This is a genomic window from Streptomyces sp. NPDC058086, from assembly GCF_042885015.1.
Lineage (GTDB): Bacteria > Actinomycetota > Actinomycetes > Streptomycetales > Streptomycetaceae > Streptomyces.
In genome coordinates this window covers 194,299-212,771 of record NZ_JBHVST010000006.1, presented here as the reverse complement: position 1 = coordinate 212,771, position 18,473 = coordinate 194,299, and the positions used below count along the sequence as shown (strand labels likewise).

16 protein-coding genes and 3 pseudogenes are annotated in these 18,473 nt (G+C 69.6%); 12 read left to right on the top strand and 7 right to left on the bottom strand.

Features of this window, described 5'->3' with window-relative positions; genetic code table 11:
* Positions 1 to 124 precede the first annotated feature (124 nt).
* Positions 125 to 2,392, bottom strand: a complete 2,268-nt coding sequence (gene glgX, locus ACFVWD_RS07280; protein ID WP_389594356.1) for a glycogen debranching protein GlgX — start codon at positions 2,390 to 2,392, stop codon at positions 125 to 127.
* 151 nt (positions 2,393 to 2,543) lie between these two features.
* On the opposite strand from glgX, the gene ACFVWD_RS07275 reads away from it, so the two are divergent.
* From ACFVWD_RS07275 to ACFVWD_RS07245, 7 genes are all read left to right on the top strand, one after another.
* Positions 2,544 to 3,761, top strand: coding sequence for an Ig-like domain-containing protein (locus tag ACFVWD_RS07275; RefSeq protein WP_389594355.1), 1,218 nt, complete (start codon positions 2,544 to 2,546; stop codon positions 3,759 to 3,761).
* Positions 3,762 to 3,948: 187 nt separating this feature from the next.
* Positions 3,949 to 5,208, top strand: coding sequence for an Ig-like domain-containing protein (locus ACFVWD_RS07270; RefSeq protein WP_389594354.1), 1,260 nt, complete (start codon positions 3,949 to 3,951; stop codon positions 5,206 to 5,208).
* A 91-nt stretch (positions 5,209 to 5,299) separates the two neighbouring features.
* Positions 5,300 to 6,067: an enoyl-CoA hydratase/isomerase family protein gene (locus ACFVWD_RS07265; RefSeq protein WP_389594353.1), complete on the top strand. Its 768-nt coding sequence runs from the start codon at positions 5,300 to 5,302 to the stop codon at positions 6,065 to 6,067.
* A gap of 376 nt (positions 6,068 to 6,443) precedes the next feature.
* Positions 6,444 to 6,947, top strand: a complete 504-nt coding sequence (locus ACFVWD_RS07260; protein ID WP_054234655.1) for an ATP-binding protein — start codon at positions 6,444 to 6,446, stop codon at positions 6,945 to 6,947.
* 233 nt (positions 6,948 to 7,180) lie between these two features.
* A complete protein-coding gene (locus ACFVWD_RS07255; RefSeq protein WP_389594352.1) occupies positions 7,181 to 7,927 on the top strand; it encodes a polysaccharide deacetylase family protein in 747 nt (248 codons plus the stop codon).
* Complete coding sequence (locus ACFVWD_RS07250) at positions 7,927 to 9,117, top strand: YncE family protein (RefSeq protein WP_389594351.1); 1,191 nt, start codon at positions 7,927 to 7,929, stop codon at positions 9,115 to 9,117. Before ACFVWD_RS07255 ends, ACFVWD_RS07250 begins: the two co-directional genes overlap by 1 nt.
* Positions 9,118 to 9,207: 90 nt before the next feature.
* Positions 9,208 to 9,816, top strand: a complete 609-nt coding sequence (locus ACFVWD_RS07245; protein ID WP_389594350.1) for an ADP-ribosyltransferase — start codon at positions 9,208 to 9,210, stop codon at positions 9,814 to 9,816.
* Positions 9,817 to 9,819: 3 nt separating this feature from the next.
* On the opposite strand, the gene ACFVWD_RS07240 is transcribed toward ACFVWD_RS07245, so the two are convergent.
* Complete coding sequence (locus ACFVWD_RS07240; protein ID WP_389594349.1) at positions 9,820 to 10,452, bottom strand: GNAT family N-acetyltransferase; 633 nt, start codon at positions 10,450 to 10,452, stop codon at positions 9,820 to 9,822.
* 49 nt (positions 10,453 to 10,501) lie between these two features.
* On the opposite strand from ACFVWD_RS07240, the gene ACFVWD_RS07235 reads away from it, so the two are divergent.
* From ACFVWD_RS07235 to ACFVWD_RS07220, 4 genes and pseudogenes are all read left to right on the top strand, one after another.
* Entirely contained in the window at positions 10,502 to 11,416 is a 915-nt protein-coding gene (locus ACFVWD_RS07235) for a MerR family transcriptional regulator (protein WP_389594348.1), read from the top strand.
* A gap of 48 nt (positions 11,417 to 11,464) precedes the next feature.
* Positions 11,465 to 11,677: an EF-hand domain-containing protein gene (locus ACFVWD_RS07230; protein ID WP_095852504.1), complete on the top strand. Its 213-nt coding sequence runs from the start codon at positions 11,465 to 11,467 to the stop codon at positions 11,675 to 11,677.
* A 407-nt stretch (positions 11,678 to 12,084) separates the two neighbouring features.
* Positions 12,085 to 12,528: pseudogene (locus tag ACFVWD_RS07225) on the top strand (FadR/GntR family transcriptional regulator); the annotation flags it as partial.
* Between the two features lie 139 nt (positions 12,529 to 12,667).
* Positions 12,668 to 13,345, top strand: a pseudogene (locus ACFVWD_RS07220) (NADPH-dependent F420 reductase); the annotation flags it as partial.
* A gap of 2 nt (positions 13,346 to 13,347) precedes the next feature.
* Here the strand turns inward: ACFVWD_RS07220 and ACFVWD_RS07215 are convergent.
* From ACFVWD_RS07215 to ACFVWD_RS07200, 4 genes and pseudogenes are all read right to left on the bottom strand, one after another.
* Positions 13,348 to 13,893 carry an MOSC domain-containing protein gene (locus tag ACFVWD_RS07215; RefSeq protein WP_389594347.1) on the bottom strand — a complete coding sequence of 182 codons (546 nt, stop codon included), beginning with the start codon at positions 13,891 to 13,893 and terminating at the stop codon, positions 13,348 to 13,350.
* Between the two features lie 124 nt (positions 13,894 to 14,017).
* Positions 14,018 to 14,575 carry a glycoside hydrolase family 25 protein gene (locus ACFVWD_RS07210; RefSeq protein WP_389594346.1) on the bottom strand — a complete coding sequence of 186 codons (558 nt, stop codon included), beginning with the start codon at positions 14,573 to 14,575 and terminating at the stop codon, positions 14,018 to 14,020.
* A 180-nt stretch (positions 14,576 to 14,755) separates the two neighbouring features.
* Positions 14,756 to 14,899 (bottom strand): hypothetical protein, encoded by a 144-nt coding sequence (locus ACFVWD_RS07205; RefSeq protein ID WP_389594345.1) that lies wholly within the window; start codon positions 14,897 to 14,899, stop codon positions 14,756 to 14,758.
* A gap of 112 nt (positions 14,900 to 15,011) precedes the next feature.
* Positions 15,012 to 15,719: pseudogene (locus ACFVWD_RS07200) on the bottom strand (condensation domain-containing protein); the annotation flags it as partial.
* 632 nt (positions 15,720 to 16,351) lie between these two features.
* Between ACFVWD_RS07200 and ACFVWD_RS07195 the strand changes: the two are divergent.
* The gene (locus ACFVWD_RS07195; protein WP_389594344.1) at positions 16,352 to 16,846 is read left to right on the top strand and encodes a DUF3995 domain-containing protein; all 495 of its coding nucleotides are present in this window, start codon (positions 16,352 to 16,354) and stop codon (positions 16,844 to 16,846) included.
* A gap of 254 nt (positions 16,847 to 17,100) precedes the next feature.
* Here the strand turns inward: ACFVWD_RS07195 and ACFVWD_RS07190 are convergent, their stop codons facing one another.
* Complete coding sequence (locus tag ACFVWD_RS07190; RefSeq protein ID WP_389594343.1) at positions 17,101 to 18,411, bottom strand: FAD-binding oxidoreductase; 1,311 nt, start codon at positions 18,409 to 18,411, stop codon at positions 17,101 to 17,103.
* Positions 18,412 to 18,473: the final 62 nt, after the last annotated feature.

Below are 18,473 nucleotides of genomic sequence, written 5' to 3'. Positions count from 1 at the left end.
CCTGAGGCGGGGCTTCGCCCCGAATCCCCGCGTGTTCCCGAGTCCGTTGCCCGCGGCCCGGTGGGGGCCGGCCGCGCCCACGCGGCGGAGCCGCACATGTCACAGCCCCGCGCCACTGAAAGCCTCAGCCCACCACCCGTAGCAACAACACCGCCCGCGCCGGCACGGTGACCGTGCCGCCCGCCCGATGGACCACGCCCGGCGTCCGCGCCTGATCCTCCGCCGAGGTGTCGACCACGAGTTCGTAGCGCGAGGCCCACGGAGGCCCCGGCAGGACGAAGCTCACCGGACGGTCCCCGGCGTGCAGCACCGCGAGGAAGCTGTCGTCCACGACCGGCGCTCCGCGGGCATCGCGTCCGGGGATGTCCCGGCCGGAGAGGTACATCCCGAGCGTCGCGGCCGGCGCGTACCAGTCCCGTTCCGTCATCTCCGTCCCGCGGGGGGTGAACCACGCCAGGTCCCGCAGCCCGTCGACGGAGTGCGCCCGGCCGGAGAAGAACGCGCGGCGCCGCAGCACGGGATGCCGGTGCCGCAGCGCGATCAGACGGGAGGTGAGGTCGAACAGGGCACGCCAGCCCGGTTCGTCGAGCAGGCTCCAGTCGACCCAGCTGATCTCGTTGTCCTGGCAGTACGCGTTGTTGTTGCCGCGCTGGGTGCGCCCGAACTCGTCCCCCGCGACGAGCATCGGCACCCCGGTGGACAGCAGCAACGTCGTCAGCAGGTTCCGCAACTGGCGTCGCCGCAACCCCCGTACCCGCTCCTCGTCCGTCTCCCCCTCCGCCCCGCAGTTCCAGGCCCGGTTGTCGTTCGTGCCGTCCCGGTTACCCTCCCCGTTGGCCTCGTTGTGCTTGCGCTCGTAGGAGACGAGGTCGCGCAGCGTGAAGCCGTCGTGGGCGGTCACGAAGTTCACCGAGGCGTAGGGGCGCCGCCCGCCCCACGCGTACAGGTCGCTCGACCCCGAGAGGCGGTACCCCAGGTCCCGCACGTCCGGCAGCGCGCCCCTCCAGAAGTCCCGGACCGCGTTGCGATAGCGGTCGTTCCACTCCGTCCACAGGGGTGGGAAGGCGCCCACCTGGTAGCCGCCGGAACCGACGTCCCACGGTTCGGCGATCAGCTTCACCCGGCGCAGGACCGGGTCCTGGGCGATGACCGCGAGGAAGGGGGAGAGCATGTCGACGTCGTGCATCGAGCGGGCCAGCGCCGCCGCCAGGTCGAAGCGGAAGCCGTCCACGCCCATCTCCGTCACCCAGTACCGCAGCGAGTCCGTGATCAGGCGCAGGACGTGCGGCTGCACCACGTGCAGGGTGTTGCCGCAGCCCGTGTAGTCGGCGTACCGGCGGGCGTCCGACTGGAGCCGGTAGTAGCCCCGGTTGTCGATGCCGCGAAGGGAGAGCATCGGGCCCAGCTCGCCGGCCTCCGCCGTGTGGTTGTAGACCACGTCGAGGATCACCTCGATGCCGGCGGCGTGCAGCGCCCGCACCATGCGTTTGAACTCGCCGACCTGCTGTCCCGTCGTCCCGGACGACGCGTAGCCCGCGTGCGGGGCGAAGTAGCCGATCGAGTTGTAGCCCCAGTAGTTCTTCATTCCGCGCCGCAGGAGGTGGTCCTCGTGGGCGAACTGATGGACGGGCAGGAGTTCCACGGCCGTGACGCCCAGCCCGACCAGGTGCTCGATCGCCGCCGGGTGGGCCAGGCCGGCGTAGGTGCCGCGCAGTTCCTCCGGTATCCCGGGGTGCAGCCGCGTGAAGCCGCGTACGTGCAGCTCGTAGATCACCGAGTCCGCCCACGGGGTCTTCGGGCGGTGGTCGTCCGACCAGTCGTCGTCATCGTGGACGACGACACCCTTGGGGACGTACGGCGCCGAGTCCCGGTCGTCGCGCACGGTGTCCGCGACCTGCTGCTGGGGCCAGTCCCGGACATGCCCGTACACCTCGGGCGGCAGACTGAAGTCGCCGTCCACCGCACGGGCGTACGGGTCGAGGAGCAGCTTCGCCGGGTTCCAGCGGGCGCCGGTCCACGGGTCCCAGCGGCCGTGCACGCGGTAGCCGTAGCGGCGGCCGGACAGCACGCCGGGGACGAAGCCGTGCCAGATCTCGTGGGTCAGCTCGGTGAGCGGTACGCGTGTCTCGTGGACCTCGCCGTCCCGCTCGTCGAAGAGACAGAGGTCGACGGCCTCCGCCCCGCCCGCCCACAGGGCGAAGTTGGTGCCCGCCGCGCCGTCGGGGCCGACGCGGAAGCGCGCCCCGAGCGGGGTCGGGGCGCCCGGCCACACGGACACGGCGGGCGACGGCGCCCGCTGGGCGCCGTTCAGCACGGGGGATGACTGCGCGGGCAGCTTCTCGCCCGTGGCCCGCCCCTCCGGCACTGCCTCCTGCTCGGCTGCGCTCGACACCGTTCAGCCTCCTGCGGCTCGGTGGACGGCCCGTAGGGAAGCGCGCAGTGTCCCCGCTGCGGCTCCCCCTCGCGTCGTCCTCCCCACTGTTCTGCCCAGCGCTTGGCTCGCACTCACGTTTCCCCAGAGGTGCACACTCGTTGGGCCCGCTGTGAAGCACGAACAGACACGCGCGCGGCACGCAGGGGCCGCACTGGCCGCCGTACTGACCTGGGCCGGCCTGCTCGCCGGAGCCGCCGGCTGCACCTCGCACGGGATGGAGGAGGTGCTTGGCAAACCCCCCGCCGTCGAGGACGTCATCCGGATCTCTCCCGACGACAACAGCAAGGGCGTACGCCCGCGGCAGGCGCTGCGGGTCCGGGTGCCCGACGGGCGTCTGGAGTCCGTGCAGGTCGTCAAGGACCAGGACGCGCAGGAGTCCGCGGTGCCCGGGCACATCTCCGCCGACGGCCTGACCTGGGCGCCCGACGACCCGCGGCTCGCGCTGGCCGCCAAGTACGCCGTGGACGTGGTGGCCCTCGACGGGCAGGGGCGGCGCTCGGCGCGGCACACGACATTCACGACGTACGTCCCCGATGAGCGCTTCATCGGATACGTGACGCCGGAGAACCGCTCCACCGTCGGCACCGGCATGATCGTCTCCCTCGCGTTCAACCGGGAGATCGAGAACCGGTCCGCCGTCGAGCGCGCGATCCACATCGAGACCAGCCCCGCGGTGGAGGTCCGCCCGCACTGGTTCGGCAAGAGCCGCCTCGACTTCCGGCCCGAGAAGTACTGGAAGCCGGGCACGAAGGTCACCGTCGGGCTGCGGCTGCGCGACGTCGAGGGGGCGAAGGGCGTCTACGGACTCCAGTACAGGACCTTCTCGTTCACCATCGGACGCAGCCAGGTCTCGCTGGTCGACGCCGCCGCGCACACCATGGAGGTACGCCGCGACGGCGATCTCCTCGCCACGGTGCCGATCACGGCGGGCGCCCCCAACAGGACGACGTACAACGGGAAGATGGTCGTCATGGAGATGCTGGAGGTGACCCGGATGAACAGCCGCACGGTCGGCTTCGGCGGCGAGTACGACATCCCGGACGTCCCGCACGCGATGCGACTCACCGACTCCGGGACCTTCGTGCACGGCAACTACTGGGCCTCGGGCGTCTTCGGCAACAGCAACGTCAGCCACGGCTGCGTCGGTCTCCAGGACGTGAAGGGCGGCAGCTCCGACAGCCCCGCGGGCTGGTTCTTCGACCGCAGTCTCATCGGCGACGTCATCGAGATCGTCAACAGCGCCGACAAGGAAGTCGCTCCCGACAACGGCCTCGGAGGCTGGAACATGGGCTGGAAGGAGTGGAAGGCGGGCGGCGCGGCGAAGTAGCCCGAAGAGGCGCACGCACGCGCCGTAGGGCAGGGGACTCCAGCGCGCCCCCACACGGCCGAACTTGGGACTGAACGGTGACAATCCCGGGGAGCCATCTCTCAGAGCCGTGTGATTAATTAGCGCGATACGCGCGGTGACGCGCTGGGGTGCGGGCCTGATCAGGCCGTGCGAGGGGAGAACAGACTTGAACGGGCGACCGATATCGGGGGCGTCGGTTGGAACGCGGGCACGGGGAAGCCGGGGGAGCAAGGGAATCCTGGCGCTGCTGCTGGGCGTGCTGCTGCTCGCCGTGACCGCGTGCGGTGGGGGAGGGGGCTCGGACTCCGGGTCCGGGAACGGCAAGGGCAAGAGCACGGGCAGCTCCGCCAAGGCCGACACCAAGGTCTCGCAGGCCGTGGTGACCATAGCCCCGAAGAACGGCACGAACGGCGTGGCCACCAGCGGGGCCCTCAAGGTCACCGCGGCCAAGGGCAAGCTGACCGAGGTCACGGTCAAGGACGGCAAGGGCAACGCGGTCGACGGCGCGATAACCGGCGGGGGTGCCACCTGGACGCCCTCGACCCACCTCGCCTCCGCCACCAAGTACAAGGTCCACGCGGTGGCCAAGGACACCGACGGCCGTGAGGCCGCCGAGGAGTCCGCCTTCACCACGCTGACCCCGAAGAACACCTTCGTCGGTATGTTCACTCCCGAGGACGGTTCCAAGGTCGGCGTCGGCATGCCCTTCTCGGTCCGCTTCACCCGGGGCATCACACACCCGGACGCCGTCGAGAAGGCCATCAAGATCAAGACCGAGCCGGCCGTCGACGTCCAGGGCCACTGGTTCGGCAACGACCGCCTCGACTTCCGTCCCGAGCAGTACTGGAAGTCCGGTACGAAGGTCACCGTCACCCTCAATCTCGACGGCGTCGAGGGCCGGCCCGGGGTCTACGGCAAGCAGGCCAAGACCGTGTCCTTCACTATCGGCCGCAGCCAGGTCTCCACGGTCGACGCCAAGACCCACAAGATGGTCATCAAGCGCGACGGCAAGGTCATCAAGACCATCCCGATCACCACGGGCAAGCCGGGCTACGACACGTGGAACGGCCAGATGGTCATCAGCGAGCAGCTCCGGGTGACCCGTATGAACGGTGAGACGGTCGGCTACGGCGGCGAGTACGACATCAAGGACGTGCCCGACGCCCAGCGCCTGACCGACTCCGGCACCTTCATCCACGGCAACTACTGGGGCGGCGACGCCTTCGGCAACTACAACGCCAGCCACGGCTGCGTGGGCCTGCGCGACGTGCGCGGCGGCGGCGACCGCAGCGCGCCCGCCGCCTGGTTCTTCGACCACTCCATCACCGGTGACGTGGTGATCGTGAAGAACTCCCACGACAAGACGGTCGCCCCGGACAACGGCCTCAACGGCTGGAACATGTCCTGGTCGGCCTGGACCGCCTGATCGTTCCGCCTCGACGGGCCCGCTGTGCCAGGTCACCTTTGTGACCGAGCACACCGGGCCCGTTGTCGTTAGTCCCCGTTAACCTGCCCTCATGACTGTGCATCTCGAAGTGGCCGAAGGCGTCGGCACCCTCCGCCTGGACCGCCCGCCCATGAACGCGCTGGACGTCGCCACACAGGACCGGCTCAAGGAGCTCGCCGAGGAGGCCACACGCCGCGAGGACGTGCGCGCCGTGGTCATCTACGGCGGCGAGAAGGTGTTCGCGGCGGGCGCGGACATCAAGGAGATGCAGGCCATGGACCACGCGGCGATGGTCGTGCGGTCCCGTGGTCTGCAGGACTCTTTCAGCGCCGTGGCCCGCATCCCCAAGCCGGTCGTCGCCGCCGTCACCGGGTACGCGCTGGGCGGTGGCTGCGAGTTGGCGCTCTGCGCGGACTTCCGTATCGCCGCGGACAACGCCAAGCTCGGCCAGCCGGAGATCCTGCTGGGCCTGATCCCCGGCGCGGGCGGCACCCAGCGCCTGTCCCGCCTGATCGGTCCCTCCAAGGCGAAGGACCTCATCTTCACGGGGCGGATGGTGAAGGCCGACGAGGCGCTGTCGCTCGGTCTTGTGGACCGGGTCGCACCGGCCGACGAGGTGTACGCCCAGGCACACGCGTGGGCCGCGAAGCTGGCGCAGGGTCCCGCGCTCGCGCTGCGCGCCGCCAAGGAGTCCATCGACATGGGTCTGGAGACCGATCTCGAGACGGGGCTCGCGATCGAACGGAACTGGTTCGCGGGGCTGTTCGCGACCGAGGACCGCGAGCGCGGCATGCGCAGCTTCGTGGAGGAGGGGCCGGGGAAGGCGAAGTTCCTCTGATCCGCCGTTTCCGCCGCTCTTCCGGGGCGTCGATTCTCCGGATGACCGGTTCTCAAAAAGAACCGCCGGAGCCCCCATGGTGCCGCGAAACTCACTCTCCAAGTTCCGCTGATCCACTTGCAGTTGACGCGACGTCTTATCCGGTGTCCCTCGAAGGGCTGGTTTATGCCAGCCTTAAGGGAACCTTAAGCTTGCCTTGTCGGGAGTGAATGGCGATTGCCGCCAACCAGGGCATTCCGGCAGGTCAGATGGGCCTTGATAGACCCTGAACTGCCGGAGGCATATGCCGATCGGATGGTGTGGAATGGGTAGTTCCGGGGGGCGTATTCCTCCGGAACGGCCCCGAAGCGGGCTCCGGGCGGCCATGATGGGGGGCATGGCGGGGCTGGAAGGTATCGAACAGCCGCGGCGGCACGGGAGTGCGACCGCGGCGCGCTGGTCGCCTGCGGTCGAGGACGAGCGGGCGCTCAAGGCGCTCGAGTTGTTCGGCAATCCGACGGAGGGCGAGGTCCCGCTGCCGTCCCGCCCCGAGTCCGCCGCCACCGCGCGGCGGCTCACCCAGGTCATCGTCCTGCGTCACTGGGGGCTCTCCCCGAAGATGACCGAGGACGCCGTGTTACTGGTGTCCGAACTTGTCGGCAATGCCGTACGGCACACGGGCGCCCGCGTCTTCGGACTCCGGATGCGGCGCCGCCGGGGCTGGATCCGCGTCGAGGTCCGTGACCCTTCCCGCGGTCTTCCCTGTCTGATGCCGGTCCAGGAGATGGACCTGAGCGGCCGCGGTCTCTTTCTCGTCGACAAGCTCTCCGACCGCTGGGGAGTCGACCTCCTGCCCCGCGGCAAGACCACCTGGTTCGAGATGCGCGTCGCCGACCGCTGACCGCTCGTCCCCGGGGCCCGCATCGCGACCCGCACCCCCACCAATCGGACGAATCACACGTTTTCTTACCATTACACCCTTAAATGGTGCGGGTGATCACGCCCGCTCGTCCCCCTCAGCCGTCCCCCGACGGAAGTCCCGACGGAAGCGTCGCGCGTGCGGCGCCGGAGCCTCGTACGGTTCCGGATCGGCGTACGGTTCCGGATCGGCGTGCGGCGCTGCGGTCGGGTGTCGTGCTCGCCGCCGGGACACTCGCCGCGGGGTGTTCCGCGACCGGCGTCGTCGCACACCCGGTCGCCGCGTCCCGCACGTCCGTCTTTCCCTCCGCGAACCCGTCCGCCAAGCCCGCCGCGGCGCCCGCGCCCCGCCGCTTCCCGCAGCAGCCCGCCGAGATCACCCACGGCCCCCGCGACCGTCCCCGGGTCGCCCTCACCTTCCACGGCCAGGGCGACCCGGCCGTCGCCAAGGCACTGCTCGGCGAGGCGGAGAAGGCCGGCGCCCGGGTCACCGTGCTCGCGGTGGGCAGTTGGCTCGACGAGCACCCCGACATCGCCCGCCGCATCCTCGACGGCGGCCACGACCTCGGCAACCACACCCTGCGCCACCTCGACATCAACGCGATGTCCGAGGCGGACGCGGAGGCCGAGATCCGGGGCTGCGCGGACCGGCTGCGACGGCTGACCGGGTCCATCGGCACCTGGTTCAGGCCCTCCCGCACCCCGAGCGCCTCCGCCGTCGTGGCGGGCGTGGCCCGCCGTGTGGGCTACCCGCACGTCCTCTCCTACGACGTCGACTCGCTCGACTACACCTCGCCGGGCGCCCCCGCCGTCACCCGCCAGGTCATCGGCGGGGTCCGCGACGGATCCGTGGTGAGCCTGCACTTCGGGTACGCGGACACGGTCGCCGCGCTCCCTGCCGTCCTGGAAGAACTCGGCCGCCGCGGTCTGCGCGCGGTCACCACCACGGAGCTGCTGAACTGATGCACCGCAACCGGAACCTCACGAAGCGCGCCCTGCTCGCGGGCGCGGTACTCGCCGCACTCGCCGTACTTCCGGGCTGCGACAGCGAGTCCAAGGACACCGCGCACGAGGCCGTCGGCACCCAGGCCGCCGTCAAACCGGCCCAGCCGAACCAGCCCGACGGCCTGCCCGGCATGCCGCCCGTGCTCGACCCGAGGGACGTCTACGCCGCCGACCGGCCGAACAAGCTCTCGCCGGTCGTCAAGGACTTCCCGTCCCGCGTGTACGTCCCCAACACCAACTCCAACACGGTCTCCGTGATCGACCCGAAGACGTACGAGGTCATCGAGACGATCAAGGTCGGCGCGCAGCCCCAGCACGTCGTCCCCTCCTGGGACATGAAGACGCTCTGGGTCAACAACGACCGGGGCAACACCCTCACCCCCATCGACCCGAGGACCGGCAAGGCGGGCAAGACCGTCGACGTGCACGACCCGTACAACCTGTACTTCACGCCCGACGGCAAGTACGCGATCGTCATGGCCTCCCTCGACCGCCAGCTGGTCTTCCGGGACGCGCACACCATGGATCGCGTGAAGACCGAGCCGGTCAGCTGCTACGGCGTCAACCACGCCGACTTCTCCCTCGACGGCCGCTACTTCATCGTCTCCTGCGAGTTCAGCGGTGAACTGCTGAAGGTCGACACCGCGCGGATGAAGGTGGTCGCCCAGCAGAAGCTGCCCTTCCGCGGCGCCATGCCGCAGGACGTCAAGATCTCCCCCGACGGCAAGCGGTACTACATCGCCGACATGGTGGCCAACGGCGTGTGGATCCTCGACGGGGACAAGTTCACGAAGCCGACCTTCCTCCCGACCGGCAAGGGCTGCCACGGGCTGTACGTCAGCCGCGACTCGCGCGAGATGTACATCTCCAACCGGGGCGAGGGCACCATCTCCGTCTTCGACTTCACCCAGAACACGCTGACCAGGAAGTGGCGCCTGCCGCAGGGCGGCAGCCCCGACATGGGCGGCGTCTCGGCCGACGGCAAGGTCCTGTGGCTGTCGGGTCGCTACAACTCCGAGGTGTACGCCATCGACACCCGCACCGGCGCCCAGCTGGCCCGCATCCCGGTCGGCAGCGGCCCCCACGGCCTGGCCGTCTACCCCCAGCCGGGCCGCTACTCGCTCGGCCACACCGGTATCTTCCGCTGATCCAGGCCTGGTTGCCCCGAAGGCGGTGACACGCCGCCGTACGGGTGAAGATCCCCGGCCCGCCGCCGCAGAACCGAGATCGTGCTCCCCATGATCACAACTCGCCTGCGGCGTCGGGCCGCCGCCGTCGTCGTCTCCCTCTCGGCCGTCTTCGCGACCTGCGCCGCGACGCTCCCCGCGACCCCGGCCGCCCCGCTCGCCAAGGCCGCCGCGCCCACCTGTCCCCAGTTCGACGACCCGGCCAAGGCCGCCGCCGACCACCGTGTGCAGATCGAGCGCATCACCCCCGAGCCGGTCTGGCGCAAGACCTGCGGCACGCTGTACCGCAGCGACAGCCGGGGCCCCGCCACCGTCTTCGAGCAGGGCTTCCATCCCAAGGACGTCATCGACGGGCAGTACGACATCGAGCAGTACGTCCTGGTCAACCAGCCCTCGCCGTACGTGTCGACGACGTACGACCACGACCTGTACAAGACCTGGTACAAGTCGGGCTTCAACTACTACATCGACGCGCCCGGCGGCGTCGACGTCAACAAGACCATCGGTGACACCCACAAGTGGGCCGACCAGGTCGAGGTGGCCTTCCCCGGCGGTATCGCGCGTCAGTACATCATCGGCGTCTGCCCGGTCGACAAGAAGACCAAGACCGAGATCATGAGCGACTGCGAGAGCAACCCGTACTACGAGCCCTGGCACTGACGCCTACCCGGCGATGAGCAGCGCCTCCGAGCCCACGGGACGGTAACCGGATGCCTGGAACGCCCGCATGCTGCGGGCGTTCCCCGGCGCGACCTGGGCCCACAGCGGCTCCGTGGCGAGCTGCCGGGCCGCCGTCACCAGGGCCCGGCCCAGCCCTCGGTGCCGTACTCCTTCGTCCACCTCGACGGAGACCTCCAGCCGCCCCGCGATCCCGCGCCCCAGCACCAGCACACCGCCCTCCGTCGTCCACGCGCGCACGTCGGCACGGCGCCCACGGGCGTACACGATCCGCGGATGTTCGCCGTCCGATATCTCCTTCAGCGGGAGCGCCGGCTCGCCCGGCAGGGGAGAGCCCACGAGCATCGCGTCGATCGTCTCGGACGTACGCCCCGTCCGATCGAGGAAGGCCGCCAGGAACCGTGGGTTCATCGGCGCGGCGAGGGCGTCGCACGGCACGGCGGCCAGCGTGTCGTACACCCACCGCGGATCCTCGTCCGTGAAGACCACCGCGTGCGCGGTGAAGGCGAGCACACCCGCGTCCCGGTGGGACGCCTGCGCCACGACGGTCGTACGACCGTCCGCCGGTGGGAAGACACCCCGCGCGGCCGCGTCGAGAATGTCCTGAAGAGTCTCCATCACCGCGCTCCTTGAGTCTCCACCCACTGGAAGGCCCAGACTCGCAGACATGATCGACGACGGCACCGGACTTCTCACCATCGGCGAGCTGGCCCGGGCCACCGGACTGACCGTGCGCACCATCCGCTACTGGTCGGACGAGGGCGCCCTGCCCCCGGTGGCCCGCTCCTCGGGCGGCTACCGGCTGTACGACGCCGCGTCCGTGGCCCGCCTCGAACTGATCCGCACCCTGCGCGAACTGGGCCTCGGTCTGGACGCCGTACGCAAGGTGCTGGCCGGCGAGACGACGGTCGCGAAGGTGGCCGCCGCCCATGTGACGGCGCTGGACGCGCAGATCAGGTCACTGAAGGTGACGAGGGCGGTGCTGTCGTCCGTGGCGCGACGCGGTTCGACCGCGGAGGAGATGACGCTTATGAACAAACTGGCACGGCTGTCGGCCGCCGAACGGAAACGGATCATGGAGGAGTTCGTTGAGGAGCTGTTCCACGGGCTCGACTCGGTGGATCCGGCCATCCAGGAGCGGATGCGCTCCATCGCGGTGGACCTGCCTCAGGAGCCGACCCCCGAGCAGGTGGACGCGTGGGTGGAGCTGGCGGAGATGGTCCAGGATCCGGAGTTCCGGGCGCAGATGCGCCAGGTGGTCGAGTTCAACGCGGCCGACCAGGACCACGCCGCGGCCGCCGGGCGGTCCGTGTGGTTCCCCATGCGCCTCCTCCAGATGGGGACCGAGGCCCGCGCCCGGGGAATCGCCCCCGAGTCGCCGGAGGCGGCGGCGCTCCTGCGGGAGGTGCTGGGGGACGGTGACCCGGCCGCCGTGCTCGAACGCATGGAGTCGGCGTCCAACGAGCGGCTCGCCCGGTACCGGGAGTTGCTGTCCACGGTGAAGGGCGCGGGGACCCCGTCCGCGCACCGTGCGGAGTTCGGCTGGGTGGTCGCCGCACTGAGGGCCGGCGCGGACCGTTAATCTGACCTCCGTCAACACAGCTGTAATGCACTACGAAGGGGCGGATCGGTGGCGGACATCGAGGAAGCACGCAAGCAGTTCGAGCGGATCGATACGGACGGTGACGGTTTCATCACCGCGGCCGAGTTCAAGAGCGCCCTCGCCCAGGGCGGCGACTGGAACGTCACCGACTCGGTGGCGGAGGCCATCATCGCCACCCGCGACCTCAACGGGGACAAGGTCCTCTCGTTCGACGAGTTCTGGACCCACCTGAACAAGTGACCCGGGCCCTGAACAGGTGACCCGGGCACAGGGGCGCCCGCCGACCATCCGGCGGGCGCCCCTTCGTCATGCCGTGCGCGCGGTGCGCAGGAAGGCGTACGCGTAGAGGGCCGCCACTTCCTCGTTACGGCAGGCGAACGGCCGTAACTGCACCACGGTCGCTGCAAGCGTGGCCGCTCGCAAGGCGTTGTCGGCGTCGGCGCGGTTCCTGCTCGCGTGCCGGGTGATCGCGGCCTCCGGGGCGAGGATGTCCTCGACCTCGGGTGGGTCGCAGAGTGGTCCGCGATGACGAGGGCCCAGCGTAGGTCGGCGGTGAGTTCCATCAGCGGCGCCTGGCCTCCAGTGCCTCCGAGAAGGCCTTCGCCGCGGCCAGGACATGCGGCGGCACCGTCTCGTCCGGGGCTTCCTGGCCCACCCGGCTGCGCCGCGCCGCGGTGACGGACGTCTACGAGGTGCGGATCCTGGTGGAGGTGCAGGCGGCCCGACTCGCCGCCGCCCGCCGCACACCGGAGGACGTCACCGCGCTGGACACCGCGCTGGCCGGCCGCCGCGCCGCGTCCGCCGGGGACGACGCGGCCTTCGTCGACGCCGACATCGCGCTGCACGCGGCCGTGGTCGCCGCCGCCCACAACCCCGTACTCGCCGACCTCTTCAGGGAGTTCGTGCCCGCGCTGCGGGAGGGCCTGATCGAGATGCTGGACCTGGTGGGGATGCGGGAGCACGACCCCAACACGGGCGACGACGCCCACGCGGCGCTGGTACGGGCCGTCGCGGACGGGGACGCGGAGACGGCGGGGACGGTGCTCCGAGGGGAACTGGAGGAGACGCTCGCCCTGTTGCGGCGGCCCTGAGGGGCCTGCTTGCGGTACTGGCCTGGCGGCGCCCCGGGCCTCGGCGCGGGCGGCGGGCACCCGAACGCCGTACGTCCCGGAATAGGCGGGCGCGTACCGGGGTTGGCGATCTCCGTCAGTCCAGTGGCGTCAATCCCGGAAGGGCCTGTCCATCATGAAGATCGGCATCATCGGCGCGGGCAACATCGGCGGCAACCTCACCCGGCGGCTCACCGCCCTCGGACACGACGTCTCCGTCGCGAACTCCCGCGGTCCGGGGACCCTCACCGCGCTCGCCGAGGAGACCGGTGCGACCCCCGTCAAGGTCGAGGACGCGGCGCGCGGCGCCGAGGTCGTCGTCGTCACGGTTCCCCTGAAGGCGGTTGCGAACCTGCCGGACGGGCTCTTCGACCAAGCCGCGAAGGGTGTCGCCGTCATCGACACCGGCAACTACTACCCCCAGCAGCGCGACGGCAGGATCGCAGCGATCGAGGACGAGGGTCTGACCGAGAGCGGCTGGACGGCCCGGGAGATCGGCCACACCGTCGTCAAGGCGTTCAACGGCACGTACGCCCAGGACATCCTGGACCGGCACCGCCCGGCCGGCGCCCCCGACCGACTGGCGCTGCCGGTGGCCGGTGACGACGAGGCCGCCAAGCGGGTCGTACGTGAGCTCATCGACGAACTCGGCTTCGACACGGTCGACACGGGCGGCCTCGACGACTCCTGGCGCCAGCAGCCCGGTACCCCGGTCTACGGCCTTCAGGAGGGCGTGGACGAGGTCACCAAGGCGCTGGCCCAGGCGCCCCGGGAGCGCTCCGCGGACTTCCGCGCCTGACGTCACACGATCCGCAGCGGAAGGTGCGGCCCGACCGGCAACTCGACCTCGACGGGGTCCCCGGGCCGCACCACACCGCCTTCCCGTACGACGCTCATGACCCCCGACTTGTAGACGACGACGCCGCCGTCCTCGTCCCTCCCGACGACCTGCTTGAGCAGCCCCTTCCGGAAGTCGTCGATCTGCGCGCAGGGATTGCGCAGGCCGGTGATCTCCACGACGGCCGCGTCCCCGAGACGCAGCAGCGTGCCCACCGGCAGCCCCAGCAGATCGACACCCCGGGTGGTGACGTTCTCCCCGAGCTCCCCGGGAGCGACGGTGAAGCCGCTCTCGCGCAGCTCGTCGAACAGCTCCTCGTGCATGAGGTGCACCTGACGCAGATTCACCTGCGACGGGTCCTTCGCCATCCGGAACCGGTGCTTCACGGTGGTACCCGCGTGCACATCACCCTCCACCCCGAGCCCGGCGAGCAGCGTGATGCTCTCCCGGTTCGGCTTGGTGAAGGAATACGTCCCGTTACTGCTGACCGCGGTGACCGTCCCACCCATGTGCGAGAGCTCCCCTGTCTCCTGCGACTTCCGCCGAGCCGCAGGTCAGAGCCTACGCGTCAGGAGAATCATGGGTCAGCCGGATTTCTCCCACCCCGGCTTCCGGGCCGGATCCGGCGGCCCGTCAGCCCTCTGTCGCCCACTCCTCCAGCGCGGCCTTGCTGCCGAAGTTCGCGACGTCCCTGTCCAGGGGCTCGTCGGTGTACTGGTGGAATCGCCACGAGGCCTTGATGCGGGGCTTGCCCGCGGTCACGTAGTCGGCGATCCACAGGCCGTCTCCGGCGTACGAGGTGGTGTCGACGGTGAGCCAGTAGTTGCGGTTGGTGTAGAGGAGGACTTGGTGGTTCGGCCGAAGCTCCTTCACCATCCGGATGAAACGGTCCTTCTCGGCGTTGCTCGCGTGCGTGCCGTCACCGGTGGCCTCCCAGTCGACGGCGAGCAGGTCTCCGGCCTTCTCGGGGGCCTTGCCGACGAAGTACTCGGCCTGCGCGGTGATGTTGCCGGGCCACAGGAAGTGGTAGAACCCGACCACGCACCCGGCGTCCCGGGCCGTCTTCACCTGGGCGGTGAGTTTCGGATTGACGTACGTATGGCCCTCCGTCGCCTTGACGAAGACGAAGGAGAGACCGTCGGTGGAGAAAGAGGACGACTGATAGGCGCTTACGTCGATGCCGCGCAGCATGGGCGACTCCTCCGTGCGTGGGGGGAAGTGCACGTACCGTTCTGCCTGATACGTGCAGGGGCCTACTTCTTTTCAAATGCCCCCGCTTCCCCCACCACACCCTCGAACACCGGGCCGGACACGGAACCTTTGCCACCGCCGTCGTTCCGTCAGCGCCCGCCCGGCACCAGCTTTCGGCGCTCAGTTGGTGTCGTCCTGCGACGTTGCGAGACCGCGGTCGGTCTTGGCCGTGCAGGTACGAGCGGCCTCCACGCTTTGCACCGACAGCGGCCCTGCCGCCGGGTGGAAGCGGTGCAGCAGCGGCCCGGTCGTGATCGTGGTCACGACCGCCATCACGACCATGGCGGTGAACAGCCGGCTGTCGAGGACGCCGAGCGCCGATCGGGATGTCCGTGCCGGCGCCCAACCGGTTGAGCAGGGCGGCCAGCCCCGCCTGCACCACCATGAACAGGCTCGCGTCCGACCGGGCGGCCGGCTCGGACAGTTTCCGGTGCAGCGTCGCGTCGACGTGGAACGGGACGTTGCCGCCCTCGTTGCTCGACGTGGCCGGCCGCTGCCGGTCCACCGGAAGCCGCAGCTCGTCCGGCAGATCGGCCAGCGCCTTGCGCCAGTACTCGATCTGCTCGCTGATCAGGCTCTCCGGGTCGTCCTCTCCGCCGAGCAGATCCTGCTGCCACAGGGTGTAGTCCGCGTACTGGATCGGCAGGTCCGGCCAGTCCGGCGCCCGCCCGGCCCGGCGGGCCTCGTACGCCGCGGTGAGATCACGGGCCAGTGGGGCCATCGACCAGCCGTCCGCGGCGATGTGATGGATCACCAGAGCCAAATCGTGTTCACGGTCGGAGACCGCGAACAGCTCGGCCCGGATGGGGATCTCGGCCGCCAGATCGAACGGGCGAGCGGCCAGCTCGGCAATCCGGTCGGTGAAGTCCGCGGACCCGACCTCGGTGACGGGCCCATCGAGCCGGGCGTCGCCCGGCTCGATGAAGCGCTGGTAGTGCACGCCCTCCTGGTCGGCGAAGACCGTGCGCAACGGCTCGTGCCGGTCGACCAGGTCCTGGAGCGCCACGGCGAGCGCGGTCCGGTCGAGCGCACCTGTCAGCCGCAGCACCGCCGGCATGTTGTAGGTGGCGCTGGGACCTTCCAACCGGTTGAGGAACCACAGTCGCTGCTGTGCGTGCGAGAGCGGGATCAGCGAATCTCCTCAGTCCGCGCCCGTGGTCGCAGCACGTTCGCGGCTACTTCGTCACCTTCACCGGCGGTGTGTCCGGCGATCCGGTTGGCGATGCGGGGCTTCAAGGGGCGCAGCGTCCTGCGCTCCCGGCGGGGGCCCGCGAGACGCCCCTGACAGGTTCCGCGTTCGACGAGTTCGGCCTGATGTTCAACGGCAACCCCCGTCCGGCGTCGGAGGGCAATCCCCGTCCGGACGTGGGCACGGTCCGCAGGAGGAGTCACCCACGTAGTTCGCCGCGGACCGGGCGGACCAGCGGACGTGCCGGAGCCGCCTGGCCGACATCCTGTGCCGACCGAGCTGACCCGTGCGGGACGTAGGGCCTGTCGGGCTTGCTCCGCCAATCCTTCCGGTCCGTCGGCCGGGCGTGCAAAGAATGCCATTGCAAGGATTTCCGGGTGATCGTATGGCAATGGCGCCGAAGGTCTGTCAACGTGGCACATGTCACTGACGGAGCGTTGTCGGGATATTGCACCGTTGCCGGGTGTGCGGCATCGTGCATTTCAGGCCGTACGCAGAACAGTCACAAATCGGGGGATGGTGACGGATTGCGATTGAAGACTTCGCGGTGGTATGGGTATCTCGCCGCCGGCTGGGCGACGATTTTCGCGAGTGCGCATTTCTTCTGGGCGCTCGGGGGGAAAGTCGGGCTGGACATCTCCGCGGGGCAGCGGCTTGCGGACGAGCGGCCGGGCTGGTTCGTGGCCGGCGGCCTGTGGGGAGTCGGCTGCCTCTGTCTGATCGGCGCCTCGGTGGCGCTGGGCCTGCGTCGACGTGGTGTCAACGGGCGCCCGTGGGGATTTCTCAAGGTGCTCGGCTGGGGGATCGGCGGGCTCTTGCTCGTCCGGGGGATCCTCGTGGAGGCGCTGCTCATCACGGGTGCGGCGGAAGTCGACGGAGTCAGCTCCGCGCAGAAATTCTGGACACTCGCCCTGTGGAACCCCTGGTTCATTCTCGGCGGAGTGCTGTTCGGGCTGACGGCGCGGAGCTTCGGGAAAGAAATGGCTGCAGAAGTTGAATTGGCAAGCATAGCGGCTCACTGAGGAAAGGGTGAATCACCGGGCCCGGTCCGGGTGAGCATTCGGCACTACGGGGGATTAGTTGTCTTGGGCAACGTCTGACGGTGTGCGTTTTGGCAGGACAAACGCGGCTTGCGTGGCACCGGGTCTTTTTTTGGGGGACTTCTTGCGGACGCTTACCCCGGGCGGCACCTCGCGTCGGCCGGCGGGAGATGCCGCGCGCTCGCCGAGCGGCTCCTCCAACTCGCCCGCCCCGAGACCGTTGGCCTCCGCTTTGATCATTCGCTCGGGCCGGCTACCGGGCATTCCTCGGTATCCGCGGCATCGGCATGCGGTTCAGGCCGACCCAGCCAGGACACGAACAGCCCGTCGGGGTCCCAACTGGCGCGGAGGGTGTCGAGCCGCAGGAGGTTCTCGTCGGTCACGAAGCGATACGGGCGGTTGACCAGGTTCTCGTCAGCCAGCTGGATGCCGCTGGCATACGGCTCCCACGCTCGCATGTGGTTGGTCACCCAGTTCGTGTACGTCCGGCTGTCGACTGGATCGGTCCAGGCCGCATACAGCCCGTAGTACAGCTCGTCTTCCACCGAGTACGCCATCGACGGACGTTCGGGCTGTCTCTCGTAGCCTCCCCAGTTGAACACCACCAGGTGCGACGGCGCCGGCGGCCAGGTCTTCAGCATGGCCTCGAAGTTGGGCCACAGGTCGTCGAAGGAGGCATGGGTCCACATGCTGTCGGCCAGATAGCGCTTGGTCTCGTCGTAGTGTGGATCAGTGCCGTATCGGCTGAGGGTTCCGGTGTCCGTCACCTCGTTGAGCCGAGTCGTGAGCACCTGCGGGCGTGCGGGACAGGACTCGAAGACCGACAGTTGCTCCCTGGCCTCCTCCTCCGTATCGGTGAAGGCCGTCGCATTGAGCGAGATGAGAGGCTCGCCGTCCGTCATCGGGTCGCGGCAGCACAGGAGATTGATCTCGGTCGGGGTCTGACGGCCGATCTCGTGGACGAACCGGTAGACGTCCTGTGCGGCCGAGGCCGGCCAGAAGTAGCCGCTGTTCATCGTGACCCGCATGCGCGGATACAGCTTGACGTAGAACCTGGTCACAACGGCGAAGAAGCCGGGACCGGCGCCGCGGGCCGCCCAGAACAGGTCGGCGTTCCGCCTCTCGTCGGCGTGGATCCGATCGCCGCTCGCCGTGACCACGTCGATACCGGTCACCGACATGCACGCCGGTCCGTAGTCCCGGCCGGCCCAGCCGAACCCGCCTTGCAGCAGGTACCCGCCGATGGAGACACCCGTGCAGTGGCCGGTAGGAAAGAACAGGTTCTGCTCGGCCAACATCGCATTGAGTTCCGACCCCTTGATTCCGGGCTGGGCGGTGCCGGCCATCGCCTCCCTGTCGATCGCCACGTGCCGCAAGTTCGACAGGTCGATGAGCACCGTGCCGTCACGCAGGTGCGACCCGGACCAGCTGTGGCCACCGGACCGCACCGCGATCTGCAGGCCCTCCTCCCTGGCGAGCCGCACCGCTGCGACGACATCGTCCTCGTTGTTCGCCAGCACGATCACTTCTGGGTAGCGGTCCGGCACCCCCGCGTGCCAGCACGCCTCACGGCGCCGACTCTCGTAGCGGTAGTCACCGCGCCGCAACA